The sequence below is a fragment of the Yonghaparkia sp. Soil809 genome, from assembly GCF_001429705.1.
Classification (GTDB): Bacteria; Actinomycetota; Actinomycetes; order Actinomycetales; family Microbacteriaceae; genus Microcella.
This window is the reverse complement of sequence record NZ_LMSV01000002.1, coordinates 147,887-162,166: the sequence shown is the minus strand read 5'-3', so window position 1 is coordinate 162,166 and position 14,280 is coordinate 147,887. Positions and strand designations below refer to the sequence as shown.

The 14,280-nt window shown below is 71.1% G+C and carries 17 protein-coding genes; 3 read left to right on the top strand and 14 right to left on the bottom strand.

From position 1 onward, the window contains the following. Nucleotides 1-31: 31 nt before the first annotated feature. The 10 genes from ASG83_RS08355 to ASG83_RS08310 all read right to left on the bottom strand — a co-directional run bounded on the left by ASG83_RS08355 (nucleotide 32) and on the right by ASG83_RS08310 (nucleotide 9,391). The gene (locus tag ASG83_RS08355; RefSeq protein ID WP_055859885.1) at nucleotides 32-409 is read right to left on the bottom strand and encodes a PLD nuclease N-terminal domain-containing protein; all 378 of its coding nucleotides are present in this window, start codon (nucleotides 407-409) and stop codon (nucleotides 32-34) included. A gap of 58 nt (nucleotides 410-467) precedes the next feature. Continuing rightward, a complete protein-coding gene (locus ASG83_RS08350) occupies nucleotides 468-896 on the bottom strand; it encodes a toxin-antitoxin system YwqK family antitoxin (RefSeq protein ID WP_055859882.1) in 429 nt (142 codons plus the stop codon). Nucleotides 897-900: 4 nt separating this feature from the next. Then, nucleotides 901-1,194 (bottom strand): DUF4287 domain-containing protein, encoded by a 294-nt coding sequence (locus ASG83_RS08345; RefSeq protein ID WP_055859879.1) that lies wholly within the window; start codon nucleotides 1,192-1,194, stop codon nucleotides 901-903. Nucleotides 1,195-1,202: 8 nt separating this feature from the next. Beyond that, a complete protein-coding gene (locus ASG83_RS08340; protein WP_055859878.1) occupies nucleotides 1,203-2,204 on the bottom strand; it encodes a TIGR03557 family F420-dependent LLM class oxidoreductase in 1,002 nt (333 codons plus the stop codon). After that, complete coding sequence (locus tag ASG83_RS08335) at nucleotides 2,201-3,481, bottom strand: MFS transporter (RefSeq protein ID WP_055859875.1); 1,281 nt, start codon at nucleotides 3,479-3,481, stop codon at nucleotides 2,201-2,203. The genes ASG83_RS08340 and ASG83_RS08335 overlap by 4 nt, the downstream gene beginning before the upstream one ends. Further along, nucleotides 3,478-4,221: a 5-oxoprolinase subunit PxpA gene (locus tag ASG83_RS08330; RefSeq protein WP_255358249.1), complete on the bottom strand. Its 744-nt coding sequence runs from the start codon at nucleotides 4,219-4,221 to the stop codon at nucleotides 3,478-3,480. Before ASG83_RS08330 ends, ASG83_RS08335 begins: the two co-directional genes overlap by 4 nt. Before the next feature lie 2 nt (nucleotides 4,222-4,223). Further along, nucleotides 4,224-5,717 carry an amidase gene (locus ASG83_RS08325; protein WP_055859869.1) on the bottom strand — a complete coding sequence of 498 codons (1,494 nt, stop codon included), beginning with the start codon at nucleotides 5,715-5,717 and terminating at the stop codon, nucleotides 4,224-4,226. 40 nt (nucleotides 5,718-5,757) lie between these two features. After that, a complete protein-coding gene (locus tag ASG83_RS08320; protein WP_055859866.1) occupies nucleotides 5,758-6,687 on the bottom strand; it encodes an ABC transporter permease in 930 nt (309 codons plus the stop codon). Nucleotides 6,688-6,755: 68 nt separating this feature from the next. Next, nucleotides 6,756-8,306, bottom strand: a complete 1,551-nt coding sequence (locus tag ASG83_RS08315; protein ID WP_055859863.1) for a sugar ABC transporter ATP-binding protein — start codon at nucleotides 8,304-8,306, stop codon at nucleotides 6,756-6,758. Next, the gene (locus ASG83_RS08310; protein ID WP_156711059.1) at nucleotides 8,306-9,391 is read right to left on the bottom strand and encodes a sugar ABC transporter substrate-binding protein; all 1,086 of its coding nucleotides are present in this window, start codon (nucleotides 9,389-9,391) and stop codon (nucleotides 8,306-8,308) included. Before ASG83_RS08310 ends, ASG83_RS08315 begins: the two co-directional genes overlap by 1 nt. A gap of 129 nt (nucleotides 9,392-9,520) precedes the next feature. Between ASG83_RS08310 and ASG83_RS08305 the strand changes: the two genes are divergently transcribed. Together ASG83_RS08305 and ASG83_RS08300 are read left to right on the top strand one after the other, a co-directional pair. After that, nucleotides 9,521-10,324: a FadR/GntR family transcriptional regulator gene (locus tag ASG83_RS08305; protein WP_162242501.1), complete on the top strand. Its 804-nt coding sequence runs from the start codon at nucleotides 9,521-9,523 to the stop codon at nucleotides 10,322-10,324. A gap of 15 nt (nucleotides 10,325-10,339) precedes the next feature. Further along, entirely contained in the window at nucleotides 10,340-11,020 is a 681-nt protein-coding gene (locus tag ASG83_RS08300; protein ID WP_055859854.1) for an RraA family protein, read from the top strand. A 52-nt stretch (nucleotides 11,021-11,072) separates the two neighbouring features. On the opposite strand, the gene ASG83_RS12910 is transcribed toward ASG83_RS08300, so the two are convergent. The 3 genes from ASG83_RS12910 to ASG83_RS08290 are packed head-to-tail and all read right to left on the bottom strand — an operon-like array spanning nucleotide 11,073 to nucleotide 12,836. After that, nucleotides 11,073-11,228, bottom strand: coding sequence for a hypothetical protein (locus tag ASG83_RS12910; protein WP_200932301.1), 156 nt, complete (start codon nucleotides 11,226-11,228; stop codon nucleotides 11,073-11,075). Nucleotides 11,229-11,278: 50 nt separating this feature from the next. Then, a complete protein-coding gene (locus ASG83_RS08295) occupies nucleotides 11,279-12,247 on the bottom strand; it encodes an NAD(P)-dependent alcohol dehydrogenase (RefSeq protein ID WP_055859850.1) in 969 nt (322 codons plus the stop codon). 13 nt (nucleotides 12,248-12,260) lie between these two features. Beyond that, nucleotides 12,261-12,836, bottom strand: a complete 576-nt coding sequence (locus ASG83_RS08290; protein ID WP_055859848.1) for a YdeI family protein — start codon at nucleotides 12,834-12,836, stop codon at nucleotides 12,261-12,263. Between the two features lie 542 nt (nucleotides 12,837-13,378). Here ASG83_RS08290 and ASG83_RS08285 point away from each other — a divergent pair. Further along, nucleotides 13,379-13,642 carry a hypothetical protein gene (locus ASG83_RS08285; protein ID WP_055859845.1) on the top strand — a complete coding sequence of 88 codons (264 nt, stop codon included), beginning with the start codon at nucleotides 13,379-13,381 and terminating at the stop codon, nucleotides 13,640-13,642. Between the two features lie 131 nt (nucleotides 13,643-13,773). On the opposite strand, the gene coaD is transcribed toward ASG83_RS08285, so the two are convergent. Continuing rightward, entirely contained in the window at nucleotides 13,774-14,262 is a 489-nt protein-coding gene (coaD, locus tag ASG83_RS08280; RefSeq protein ID WP_055859842.1) for a pantetheine-phosphate adenylyltransferase, read from the bottom strand. Nucleotides 14,263-14,280: the final 18 nt, after the last annotated feature.

Genomic DNA, 14,280 nt, shown 5'->3' with positions numbered 1-14,280 from the left:
CAGGACGGCGTCGGCTCAGGACGGCGTCGGCTCAGGACGGCGTCGGCTCGCCGCGGCGGCGCCGCAGCTCGTCCTCCAGGCGGCGGATGCGCGCCTCGTACTCCGCCTGCGCGATCTCGGCGTCGAGGCGGGCGAGCTCCGCCTCCGTGGTCGACGCCGCGCGATCGGCGAGGCGTCGCTCGATCGCCTCGGTGCGGTGCGGGTCGCCGAAGCCGACGACGGGCTCGCTGCGGCGGTACTCGCGGCCGACGGCCCACCACAGGAGGCTGCCGACGAGCGGCAGGAGGATCACGATGATGATCCAGAAGGTGCGGTTGAGGTTCTTCACCTCGTGCTCGCCGCGCGTGATGATGTCGGCGAGCGACGCGATCATGACGAGAACGGGGATCGCGCTCAGCAGGATGGACACCCGCTCACCATAGTGAGGGTTCCGCATGTTGCGCTACGGCGTTCTCGCGCCGAGGCGGTCATGCGTCGGGGCGGCCCCGATGGCGCGTGATCTTCCGCACCGAGCCGTCGGGCGCGTACCGGTTCCACTCCCCCGTCCTGGCGCCGCGGTCGAACTCGCCCTCGTCGAGCAGCCGGCCGGCGGCGTCCCAGCGCGTCCAGCGGCCGTGCTTCTCGCCGTCGAGGAAGGCGCCGCGCTGCAGCAGCCCGCCGGTCGCGCGGTACCACGTGGTGGGCCCCGCGAGCTCGCCGCGCTCGTAGTGCATCTCGCTGCGCACGCGGCCGTCGGCGAAGAAGTGCGTCCACGGCCCGTGCCGGTCGCCGTGGACGTACTCGCCCGCGATCGTGCCGCCGTGCGGGTCGCTCTCACGCCATGGGCCGTGACGTCGACCCTCGGCGTCGAGCCCGCCCTCGCCCGGCGCGAGCGCGTCCGCGGCGTCATCCGCCATCGCGTCAGCCCGCCGGCTTCGTCGCCGCCCCGTCGAGCCACAGCGTGTCGGTCGCGTCGCGGTGCACCCCGTCGGAGCCGACATGCTTCGTCGAGATCTCCGGGCCCTTCTGGATCACGTGCACCATCGCCATCGCGTGACCGCGGCCGAGCCCGTAGCCGTCGGCGAGCCACTGGACGATGACGCCAGCCTTCACCCCCGGCTCCTTGTAGCCGCGCTCGATCGCCTCGTCGAGCAGCTGCCGCGGCGTTCGGCCGGTCTTCTTCTCGATCGCGTCGAGGTAGGCCTGGAACGACATGGAGTCTCCTATCGGTGCAGCGCGGGGAGGACGTCGCGCCCGAACACCTCGAGGAACTCTCGCTGGTTCCGACCGACGTTATGAAGGTAGACCCCGTCGAAGCCCAGATCCAGGTGCGCCTGGATGTTCGCGCGGTGCACGTCGGGGTCGGAGGAGACCACCACGCGGCCGCCGAAGTCCTCCGGTCGCACGAGCTTCGCGATCTGCTCGAGGTCGAACGGCGAGCGGATGTCGCTCTTCGCGAACCGCATGCCGCCGTTGGGCCACTCGGCGAGCGCGTTCGCCATCGCCTCCTCGTCGGTGGGGGCCCACGACAGGTGCAGACGCAGTACGCGCGTCGTCGCGGCGAGGTCTCGGCCCGCCTCGCGCGCGCCCTCCTCGAAGCGCTGGAAGAGCATCCCGATGCGCTCGATCGGCGCGGCCTCGATGAGCAGGCCGTCGGCGCTGCGCCCGGCCCGCTTCGCCGTCAGGGGGCCGGCGGTCTGGATGAGGATGTCCGGCGCGACCTCGGGCATCGTCCAGAGCCGCGCGGTCTCGAGACGCAGGACGTCGCCGTCGTGCTTGGTGTCGCGGCCGGCGAGCGAGGCGGAGAAGAGCTTCTTGATGATCGACAGCGCCTCGAACATGCGCGCGATGCGCTCGGCGGGCTCGGGCCAGCGATCGCCGACGATGTGGTCGCTGATCGCCTCGCCGCTGCCGAGGGCGAGCCAGTGCCGCCCGGGGTACATCGCAGCGAGCGTCGCGGATGCCTGGGCCACCATCGCGGGATGCCACCGGAACGTCGGCGACACCGGTCCGACGCCCAGGGCCCCGCTCGTCCGCGCGCCGAGCGCGGAGACCACGTTCCAGACGAAGCTCGACTGCCCCTGCTGCGGCGTCCAGGGCTGGAAGCCCTCCGTCGCCACCGTGCCGGCGAAACCGTGCCGCTCGGCGAGCGCTGCGAGCTCGATGGCCTCGAGCGGCGCGAACTGCTCGAGCGCGGCGGCGTAGCCGATCTGCGGGGCGGTCATGCCTCCAGTCTGGTGGCTCCCGCTCGCGTTCGCTGGATCCCCATGCGGTCGTCGATCGTCCGCGCACCCCCGGCGAGGTAGCCGACGGCGCTCTGCAGGACCGAGAGCAGCGCGATCGCGACGAGCGTCCATTCCCACCCGCCGGTGAGCTCCGCGACGGCGCCCAGCGCAGCGGGCCCGGCCATGGCGATGAGGTAGCCGCCGAACTGCACGAACGCGGAGAGCCTCGCCGTGAGGGCGCGGTCATCCGAGCGCAGGCCGATGAACGCCACGGCGACGGGGAACACGGCGCCGCAGCTGACCCCGGCGATGACGATCCACAGCAGCGCGAGCTGCGGCGCCAGGAGGGCGCCGAGCGCGGCCGCCGCGAGCAGCGCGCTGGACCCGGCGCTCAGCCATCGCTGATCGGGGAGCGCCTGGGCCGCGCCGGAGGCGAGCAGGCCGGAGACGATTCCGACACCGATGAAGATCGCCAGATGGATGCCCGAGACCTCGTCGTCGATTCCGATCGACCGCTCCATGCCGGGTATCCACGCCAGAAGCGCGTAGTAGGTCGCGGCCTGGAGGCCCATGTAGAGCATCACCGACCAGGCGAGCGGCACGCGCGCCAGCGACCCTCCGCGGGTGGACGGTGCCGATGTCGCGACCTCCCGATCCTGGACCCTCCCGCGCACCTGCACGGCCCACCAGACGAGAGCGGCGGATGCTGCCGCGATCGACCATGCCCCCAGGGCCGATCGCCAGTCGCCGCCGAGCGCGACGGTGAGCGGCACGATCGTCGCCGCGGCGATCGCCGCCATGACCGCGCTCGCCGCGGTGTACACGCCGGTGACCGCGGCGATCGATCGGGGCCAGAGCTCCTTCACGACTACCGGCAGCAGGACATTGCCGACCGCGATCGCGAATCCGAGGACGGCGGTGCCCGCCCACAGCGCGACCGGATCGGGGACGGATCGCAGGAGGATCCCCCCGGTGAGCACCGCGGCGGCGAGGAGGATCGCCCGTCGCGGGCCCGGCGTCCGTGCGAGCGGGATGGCGAGGAGCGATGCCGCGGAGAACCCGGCGAGAGGGAGCGCCGAGAGCACGCCCAGTCCGAGCGCCCCGATCCCGTTCTCGAGACCGATCGCGGTGAGAACGGGAGGCACGGCGGTGATTGGCGCCCGCAGACAGCCCGCGATGACGAGCACCGCGAGCAGGGCGAGCAGACCCGGCGCGGGGCCCGCCGAGCGCCCGCCCGACCGTCGGAGCGAGCTCCGCGGTCGGGCGGGCGTCGTCATCCGACTACCGCACGGACGCGCGCGGCGACCTCGACCGCGTTGGGCAGATCCGAGTGGACGCAGAACGAGTCGACCCGGACCGCGATGTCGCGGCCGGTGACCGAGGTCGTCGTGCCGTGCTCGAGGGCGCGACGCGCGCGGGCCTCGACCTCGTCCAGATCGCGCGTCACCCCCCATCGGTTGACCGTGACGGTGCCGTCCTCCTGGTAGTCGAGATCGACGTAGTACTCGGCGACGAAGGGCACGCCCCGCTCGACGGCGACGCTCTCGTGCAGGGTTCCGGCGAGCCCGAAGATCGGCACATCGAAGTCGCCGGCGACGTCGCACAGCGCGTGCATCAGCTCGGGCTGCCGCGCCATCATCCCGAACAGCGCGCCGTGCGGCTTGATGTGGTGCAGCCGATCGCCCTCGGCGGTGACGAATGCCGCCACCGCGCCGACCTGATACCGGATCAGATCGCGCGCCTCATTGGCCGTGATCACCATCTCGCGCCGGCCGAATCCCGTGATGTCCGGAAGCCCGGGATGGGCTCCCACCGTGACTCCCGCCTCCACCGCGTCATGGACGATCGATGCGATCGATGACGGGTCTCCGGCATGCATCCCTCCCGCCACGTTGATCGTGTCCACGAACTCCAGGAGCCTCTCGTCGTTGCCGAAGCGGTGGATCCCGATGGACTCCCCCATGTCGGCATTGATCGACAGCCTCCCGGGTGGCGGCCTCTCGCCCGTCGCCCCCACGATCACTCGGCGCTCAGCGCGGGAGCGCGTCGTGCGTCGGTCGCCTTCTCGACACCGCGCGCCACCTTCAGCAGACGGGCCTCGTCGTAGGGGACCGACATGAGCTCCAGCCCGACCGGGAGCCCCGACTCGGTGAAGCCCGCCGGGACGGTCACTGCCGGGAAGTAGAGCTGCGAGGCGATGACGGTGTTGGTGGGGTACGTGAGGCAGGTCCACCGGTCGGCGTAGACGTCCTCGTGCGTCGGCGCCGGGAGCTTCGTGTCCGGGAACGCGATGGCGTCCAGCTCGTTCTCGACCATGATCGCGAGCACCGAGCGCTGGAACTCGCCCTGAGCGAGGATCCGATCGAGGTACTGCGGGTCGTCCTTGGCGGTCTTCGGGCCCGTCGCGATGCCCTCGAAGAGGTCGAGCTTGGGGTGGAACCGGCCGGCGGCGTGGAGCTCGTCGATGCCCGAGAAGCCGAGCTGCGGGCGAGCCTGGATGAAGGCGTTCATGTCCTGCAGCGACCGCGTGAAGTAGACCGAGGTGAAGCCCACGAAGTGCATGAGGTCGGGGATCTCGACGTCGACGAGCGTGGCGCCGGCCGCGCTGAGCTTGTCCAGCGCGTCGGTCAGCACGGCGTTGACCGCGGCGCCCTCGGGGTCGGTGTCGTCGGCGAAGACCTCCCGGAGGACTCCGATCCGCTTGCCGGCGACGGTGGCCTCGTCCAGCCCGTCGAGGAAGGAGCCCTCGTGTCGAGCGACGCCGACCACCGTCGTGTATGCGTCCTCGCTGTCGTAGCCGACCATGACGTCGAGGAGCCTCGCCGCGTCCTCGACGGTGCGGGTCATGGGCCCGGAGGTGTCCTGGGGCACGACGAGCGAGGACATCCCGCTGCGGCTGATGAGCCCGGGCGTCACGCGGACGCCGACCAGGTTGCAGAACGACGCGGGCAGTCGGATCGACCCGCCCGTGTCCTCGCCGATGCCGACGAGCCCGAGGTTGGCGGCGACGGCGGCGGCGGATCCGCTGCTCGAGCCGCCCGGGTCGCGGGAGAGGTCGTAGGGGTTCTTCGTGATCTCGCTCTGCGACGACGTCGAGAACCACGAGGTCGCGAAGTCGGGCATGGTCGTCTTGGCGAGGATGATGGCGCCGGCGGCGCGCAGTCGCGCGATCGCCGTCGCGTCCTTCTCCGGCATGTAGCCCGCCGCGGCGGCGCTGCCGAAGGTCGTTCGCAGACCGGCCGTCTCGATCTGGTCCTTCACGACCACGGGGACTCCGTGGAGCGGACCGGAGAGCTCGCCGCTCGACGCGAGCGCGGCGTCCAGTGCGTCGGCCTCGTCGAGCGCCGTGTCGGACACGGAGATGATCGAGTTGAGTCCGGGGCCGTTCCTGTCGAGCGCGTCGATGCGGTCGAGGTAGGCCTGGACGAGCTCGCGCGCGGTGAATGCCCCCGCGCGGAATCCGGCGTGGACGGAGGCGATCGTCGCCTCTTCGATCTCGGTGATGCTCTTCATTGTGCTCTCCTTCGGTTCGGTGGATCCGGGGTGATGAGGTTCAGTGCGAGGGCCCGCGGCCGGCGAGCAGACGGCGGAGGTGACGAGCGCCCCCGCGGTCGAGCGTCGCCAGCGCGGCGATGATGATGACGCCCTTGATGACGTCCTGGTAGTAGGCGTCGATGTCGAGCAGGTTGAAGCCGTTCTGCAGCGTGGCGAGGATGCCGACGCCGACGGCCGTCCGCCAGATGGCGCCACGACCGCCCGACAGGGCCGTGCCGCCGACGATGACGACGGTGAGCACGTCGAAGACGAGCGTGGCACCGAGACTCGCCTGCGCCGAGCTCAGCTGCGATGCGGTGACGACGCCGGCCACCCCGGCGGTGAGGCCGGCGATCGCGTAGGCGCTTCCGACGACGCCGGAGGTCCGGATCCCGGCGAGCCGCGAGGCCTCGAGGTTCCCGCCGACGGCGTACACCGACTGCCCCCACGAGGTGTACGCGAGCACGAGACCGGCGATCACGAAAAGGACGATGACGAGGATCCCGGAGTAGGGAACGCCGGCGAGGCGGTCCCGCCCGAGGGCGGTGAACGGCTCGAAGGCGACGATGAAGGCCTTGTTACCGGTGATCGCGAGCGTGATGCCGCCGACGACGAGGGAGGTTCCGAGCGTGGCGATGAAGGGGTTGACCCGCAGGGCCGTGACGATGAAGCCGTTGACGACGCCCACGACGAGTCCGGCGGCGATGGCCGCCGAGAACGCCACGACAGGGGGCTGGCTCTGGCCGATCGCGGCGGCGACGACCGCCGCGAGGGCGTAGGTCGCCCCGACCGAGAGGTCGAAGCCGCCCGTGATCACGACGTAGGTCATGCCGATGCCCATGATCGCGACCGGCGCCCACTGGCTGAGGATGTTCATCTGGTTGGGGAAGCTCAGGAACGAGGGCTGCGCCACGGAGATCGCGATGACGAGCACCACCAGTGCGATCACGACACCGTACGAACGACTCGCCTGAGCGAGACGCACGAATCGAGACGGGCGGGCATCCAATGCGGTGGTCACAGGGCTGGTTCTCCATCGGTCGAGCGCACGTCGTGCGTGCGCTGGTGGTCGAAGATGCGGGTCAGCACGTCATGCGGTGATGACCGAGGGGGAAGCTCGTCGATGACGCGGCCACCGGCGACCACGAGGACTCGATCGCTGTGCTCGAGAACCTCCTCGATCTCGCTGCTGGACCAGATCACCGTTCGTCCCGAGTCGGCGATCTCCCGCATCGCGGTGAAGACGTGGGCTTTCGCCCCGATGTCGATGCCTCGAGTGGGTTCGTCGAGCAGGAGGACCGAGACCGAGCGATTCATCAGCCGGGCGAGCATGAGCTTCTGCTGGTTCCCGCCCGACAGCGTGCCCGCGGCGACGACGAGGCGGGAGGCGGAGAAGGCCATCGCCTCCGCCGCCGCGCGCACCCCGGCCCTGAGGCGGTCAAGCGTCACCGGGCCGCGACCGGCGGCCCCCGAGAAGTCACCGAGGGCGATGTTCCAGGCGGCGCTCTGATCGAGGACGAGTCCCTGCAGCTTCCGGTCCTCCGGCGCCATCGCGATCCCGAGCCGCCAGGCGGCGGCGGGCGAGCGCGGCCAGGTTCGGCGCTCGCCCCTGATCTCGCACCGCCCCTCGTCGATGAGCAGGGCACCGGCCAGCGCCCGGAGCAGCCGCGAGCGGCCCGAGCCGACGAGACCGGCGACTCCGATGATCTGGCCGGCGGCGACATCGAGCTCATCGAGACGGACACCGGGAGCTCGGAGACCGCGCACTGACAGCACGGCGTCGCCCGCTGTGGTCGCGGACTCCCCGGCCCCGGCCGAATCGAGTTCGACTCCGCCGAGCATGGAGCGGATGAGGGCGGGCTTGGTCCACTCCGCGGCGGGCCGGCTCTCGACGACCTCCTCCTCCCGGAGGACGGTCACCGCGTCGCAGATGTCGAGCACCGCATCGAGGTCGTGCGAGACGTACACGACGGCATGGCCCGTCTCACGCAGCCCGCGGATCACCGCGTGGAGCCGACCGATGTCCTCCGGACCGAGCGACGCCGTCGGCTCGTCCATGATCACGAGTCGGCGCTCGCTGACCATCGCCCGCACGATCTCCAGCAGCTGCTGGTTCGCGGTCGACAGACTGCCGGCCTTGGCTCGGGGCGCCACCTGGAGACCGATCCGCGCTGCGGCCTCTCGGAACTGCGCGTCGACCCGACGACGGTCCACGACGCCGAAGCGCCTGGGCGGGTCTCCCAGATGCACGTTGTCCGAGGCCGACAGCTCAGGCACGATCGTGAGCTCCTGGTAGATCATCGCCAGACCGGCCTCGGCCGCCTGGCGGGGGTTGCCCCCCACCAGGTCGGTGCCGAGCACCCGGACCGAACCCGAATCGAACGGGACAGCACCGGCGATCGACTTCAGGAGGGTCGACTTCCCCGCGCCGTTCTCACCGACGAGCCCATGCACCTCTCCTGATCGCACCTGGAGGGAGACGCCGCGGAGGGCGTTCACGCCGGGGTACGACTTGGACAGCCGAGTCACCTCGAGGGCGAGCGGAGCGACGGCGCGGGGATCAGTCATCAGTACTCCGGCGTGAATCCGTCGGCGTTGTCCACCGTGATGAAGAGCGAGCCCGGACCGTCCAGCACGAGAGGCGACTCGGCCAGGTAGGTGAATCCAGGCGTCATGTCGCCGGTGTCGATCGCTCGAGCGAGCTGCACGATGCCGTAGTACGACTCCTCGTACGGGAGCAGGATGGTCGTGGAATCCCACGCGCCGGCCTCGACCTGCCCGACGCCGTACTCCGTGCCTCCGACGCTGTAGATGCGGACGTCCTCGCCCGGCACCTTGCCGGCCGCGCGAATCCCCTCCTCGACGCCTCGCGTCATGTCGTCCCACGACGAGACGACGATCTCGGCGTCCGGGTTGGCGAGCAGCGCGTCCTGCACGACCGTGAGTGCGGCAGCCGGGTCGAAGTTGCCGGGCTGGTCGGACACGAGGGTCACGTTGGGGTAGCTCTCGAGAGCGCGCTGGATCGCGTTCTCCCACCGCGTGAACAGGTCGCTGCCGATGAAGCCGCCGACGGCGATCGCCTCGCACTCCCCTTCGCAGAGCGAGAAGGCGTTCTCGACGTGCTCGAGGAAGAACGACTCCGTCTGCATGGCGACGAAGCCCGCAGTTCCCTCGGTGTAGTCCGCGTTCCCGCACATCGGGCTGTTGATGTTGACGACGGGCTTCCCGGTCTCCTGCAGCAGCTCGAAGTTGGCGCATCCGGTCGCGTCGGCGACGGGCGACAGGATGTACCCGTCGAAGTCCTGCAGGATCGCGTCCTGAGTCTGCGCGAGCTGCGCGTTCGGGTCGAATCCGGCATCGAAGAGGGTGATCTCCGCGCCGACGGCCTCCGCCGCATCCTGCGCTCCCTCCCACCGGGTCTGGCAGAACGCGTTCTGGGTGGCGCATTCGACGATGAAGGCGAGAGACGCCCCCTCGAGGTCGGGCAGGCCCGCCTCGATGTAGTCGAGCGTCGTGGACATGGCGGTCGAATCCGCGACCGCGTCCTGCGGCTCGGGGGCGTTTCCGCCCTGGGGCGAGGGTGCGGCGCACCCCGCCAGGAGGACCGCCACCGCCCCGAAGGACAGCAGCACTGCTGAAAGCTTCTGTTGCACGTTGAGCTCCTCAATGTGAGAGTGTGTCTAAGTTTGTATGTCAGACATTGAACATTCTTAGTTCGACCATGTTGCATCCAGGTACGGTGAATGTAAAGATCTGATTTCACGGGAATGGAGCACAGGTCGGTGTCGGAGCGAACGTTCGTCCCTGAGCAGCTGTCGAGGAAGGACGCCTCGGGTCAGATCGCGAGGCAGCTGCGCGAGGCGATCTCGAACGCGGTGTGGATGCCCGGCGAGCGTCTGCCGACCGAGCTCGAGCTCGGCGAGACCTTCGATGTCTCCCGCGCGACCGCCCGCGAGGCGCTCAAGCTGCTCTCCGCCACGGGCATGGTCGTCACCACGCGAGGCGGGTCGGGGGGCACGTTCGTCGCGGTGCCCGACTCGGAGGAGGTCGCCGAGCAGCTCAGCGACGCCATCCGCCTCTGGTACCGCGTGGGCAACGTCTCGCTGAGCGATGTCGACGAGGCCCGGTGGGTGCTCGAGATGCACTGCGTCGACATGGCCGCACGACGAGCGACCCCCGAGGACCTCGAGGCGATCCGTCGCCCCGTCGAGGCTGCCCGCGACTTCGACATGGACATCGCGGACTGGCTCGACCTCGACCTCGAATTCCACACCGCGGTCACGAAGGCAGCGAAGAACAAGATCCTCGAACTGGCCATGATGTCGGTGCACCTCAGCCGTCCGGCGACGAACACCGTCTTCGTCGAGCTGCTCGGGCGCGAGACCGTCATGAAGCAGCACGAAGCCATCTACCTCGCGATCGCCGCCGGAGATCCGGAGGCGGCGCGGGACGCCTTCCAGAACCACGTGACATACCTCGACGAGGTTCGCAAGGAGGCCCTGACGAACCTCCAGGTCGACGACATGACGGTGTCCAGCCTCCCCACCATCCGGTCGAGCGCCGATCGCCCCGGCGCCGACGCGTAGGGGTCCGCACCGGCCATGAGCGGGACGACCGCGCTCCCCACGGCCGCGGTCGTCGACGCCCTCGTGCGGCTCGGACTCCCCGCGCCCGCGTTCGCCCTCCGCCCGATCGCCCCCGGGCGCATCGTCGCCGGTCCCGCCGCGCCCGTGACGCACCTCGGGAGCGTCGATGTCATCCTCGAGGTGATCGGCGAGGCACCCACGGGTTCGGTGCTCGTCGTCGACAACGGCGGTCGCGACGACGAGGCCTGCGTCGGCGACCTCCTCGCGCTCGAGGCTCACCTCGCCGGACTGGCAGGGATCGTGATCGACGGGTTCCACCGCGACTCCGCGCAGCTCGTCGACATCGGCATCCCGATCTTCAGCCGAGGAGCCTTTCCGCGCGGACCGGTCCGGGTGCCGCCGGCGGCCCCGCCGATGCGCTCCGCGACGATCGGCGGGGTGACGATCCGCCCGGGCGACATCATCACGGCCGACGACGACGGAGTCGTGGTCGTGGCCGCCGCGCTCGCGGAGGAGGTCGGAGCGCTCGCCCGACGGATCATGACGACCGAAGTCGCGCAGGCCGAGCGCATGCGCGCGGGGGAGTCGCTCCGTTCGCAGCTCGCGTTCGACGAGTACCTCGCCCTGCGCGCCGAGAACCCGGGCTACTCCTTGCGCGACCACCTGGCGGCGCGAGGCGGGGCGATCGAGACGTAGGCGCGTCCGGGGGTCTCTCCAGCCCGGACGGACGCTCGCCCGCCCGGTCGGTTCAGCGGCGGAAGAGCCGCGCGAAGAAGCCGGGCTCGGCATCGTGGCCCGGGCATCGCCGCGACTGGGGCACGCCGCGCATCACCTGGCTCACGTGCTGGCCGCAGCCGGTCCCGGTCCTCTTGCCGCACGTCCGGCAGGTGATCTGCTGGCACATGAGGGGTCTCCTTCGGTCGCGGGAACGAGTCGATTATACCCCCAGGGGTATTAGCGATCGACCGCGAGCAGCACCTTCCCGCGGGCACGGCGCGACTCGACGTGCGCGACGGCCTCGGCGACCTCGGAGAGCGGGACGACGCGGTCGACGACGACGCGCAGGGCCGTCGTGCCGAGCCAGTCGGCGAGACGCTGCAGGTCGGCCTGGTCGCGCGTCGCGAGCAGCGGGATGATGCGGTGCGTCACGAGCCGGTCGGTGATGACCGCGCCCGCGACCGCGGCGACCGGCCTGATCCACAGCCCGCCGGGGTCGCCGCACCGCACGAGCGCGCCCTCCGGCCTGAGCACGCGGCGCAGCTCGCCGATGCGGCGGTCGCCGACGAGGTCGATCACCGCGTCGAAGCGCGGGAGGCCCGACACGACGTCGTCGACCGTGTAGTCGATGACGTCGTCGGCGCCGATGCGCGCGACGAGAGCGAGGTTGCGGGCGCTCGTCGTCGCGGTGACGTGCGCGCCGAGGAGCTTGCCGATCTGGACGGCGAACGTTCCCACGCCGCCGGACGCGCCGTTGACGAGGATGCGCTGCCCGCGCTCGGCCCCGGCCCGCGTGAGCGCCTGCAGGGCGGTGATGCCCGCGATGCCGACGCCGCCCGCATCCACCGGGTCGAGCCCGGCCGGTCGCGAGACGACGCCATCCGCCTTCACGACGACGCGCTCGGCCCACGCCGCGATGCCGAAGCCGAGCACGGGGTCGCCCACGCGCCACCGCTCGACTCCCGGCCCGACGGCGTCGACGACCCCCGAGATGTCGCTGCCGAGCACGGGCCTCGTCGGCCGGCGGAGCCCGCGCCCGACCCGCACGAGGAACGGCGTCCCGCGCATGGTGTGCCAGTCGAGCGGGTTCACCGAGCTCGCCTGCTGGCGCACCACGATCTCCCCCGCCCGCGGCACGACGTCGGGCGCGTCATCGACTCGCAGAACCTCGGGGCCGCCGTACTCGCGCACTGTGATCGCTCTCATCGGTCGTCCTGCCTCACGCGACGGGGGATTCGCCGCGCTCGAGGCGGGCGACGTAGTCGGCGAGCTTCCGGGCGCGGGTCTCGGCGCGCGCGACGCCGTCGAGCCGGAAGACGATGCCGAACCGCTGCTGGGCGGCGAGCGCGCCGAAGGTCGCGGCGGCTGCGGGCGAGGCGTCGAGCGCCGCCCGGAGATCGTCGGGCACGATCATCCCCTTCTGCCGGTAGGCGGCGGCCCAGCGACCGTCCGCCTGCGCCCGCTCGACCTGGGCGAGCCCGGGCGGTCGCATGCGGCCGGCCCCGGTGAGGCGCTCGACGATGCCCACGTTCCGCTGCGACCAGACCGAGCGCGGCCGCCGAGGTGTGAAGACCTGCAGCGAGTAGTCGGCGTCGAGCCCGTAGATCTGCCCATCGATCCAGCCGAAGCAGAGCGCCGACTCGAGCGCCTCGTCGTAGGTGATCCCGGGGGCGGCGGATGCCTTCTTCCGCATCTTCAGCCGGACGCCCGGGTGGTCGGGATTCGCCTCCAGCCACGCCTCCCACGCCGCGACCGTCTCGAAGAGCAGCACGGGCTTGTCGGCGTTCGCGACCATGGGCGCCACTCTACGGCGGCCGGGCGGCACCGCGGCCGCGCCAGCCTCCGACCCGTTCGCGCAGGCCGCCGAGCGCTCAGGCGGCGCCCCCCGCGCAGGACCCGAACGGCATGATCGCCACGGTGCGACGCGAGGCCTCGGCCGATCTGACCCGGAGAAAGGGGAAGAAAACAGTTGCGCTCGGCGGCGTCGCGCCGCTAGATTTCCCGATGCCCTGCACGAGGGCCCACGAGACGCCGAAAGGAGGCCAGCATGTTGATCACCACTCTGACGGGAATCTCCCGTATCCGCGCCGGCTTCGTCGGCGTCGTCACCGCCTAACCGCGTCGGTCGGAACGCCGCCGGTTCGACGGTGGCGGCGCTGAAGAAGCCCGACCCGGGCACCGCGCGCTCGCGCTCGTCGGCTCTCGCCGCCGCTCGTCGACCGATGTGCATCTGCGGGTCACCGCCCCGTTCACGGCGAGTCGNCCCTCGGGCCTCCTCCGGCGCGCGACCGCGCGCGCCGGTGGCGACCCACGCGCAGTGAAGGAACACCACCACTCATGAACACCACCACGACTCGCCCGAGTCACCCGCAGCCGGTGCGCCCGTCGCGCCCCCGCACCCGGAGCGTCCCCGCGCGCCGGATCGGTCTGATCGACCGGATCGCGCTGCACGTCGGCATCGCCCTCGTGCAGTGGAGCCGCCGCTCGACCGTCGCCGTGCGGCACGACCACCGTGCGACGCGCGTGAACCAGGAGCTCGCTCGCGAGCAGCGCGAGCGGCAGATGCAGCGCACGATGCTGCTGACGCTCATCCCGCGCTGAGCACGACCGTGCGCCGCGCATCCCCGCCCGACATCGCAGCGGGCTCGTTCAGAGGGCCGTCACCGGAGGCTCGCCCCGGTGGCGGCCTTCCGCATTCCGAGACCGCGACGATCGGGACGGATGTGCGGGGCTCAGTCCTGGAAGGAGTGCAGGAACTCCGCGACAGCGCGGGGGACGTAGGGCGCCACGTCGCCGCCCAGGGAGGCCACCTGACGCACGAGCGAGCTCGACACGTGCGCGTGGGCCGGGTCGGGGAGCATGAAGATCGTCTCGACGCCGGCGAGGTTGCGGTTCACGATCGCCATCGGCGTCTCGTAGGCCACGTCGACCTGGCTGCGGATCCCCTTCACCAGCACCGTCGCGCCGACATCGGTGCAGTAGTCGACCAGCAGCCCGACGCTCCAGCCGGTCACGACGATGCCCGAGGGCAGGGCCCGATCGGCGATGGCCTGCTCGATGAGGGAGACGCGCTGCGCGATCGGCAGCATGGCCGTCTTGCCCGGGTTGTGCACGACGACCACGTGCACCTCGTCGAAGATGCGCGCGGCGCGCTCGATGACGTCGAGATGCCCCAGGGTGACGGGGTCGTACGACCCGGGGATGACGGCGACTCTGCTCACGGAGCAAGCCTACCGGGG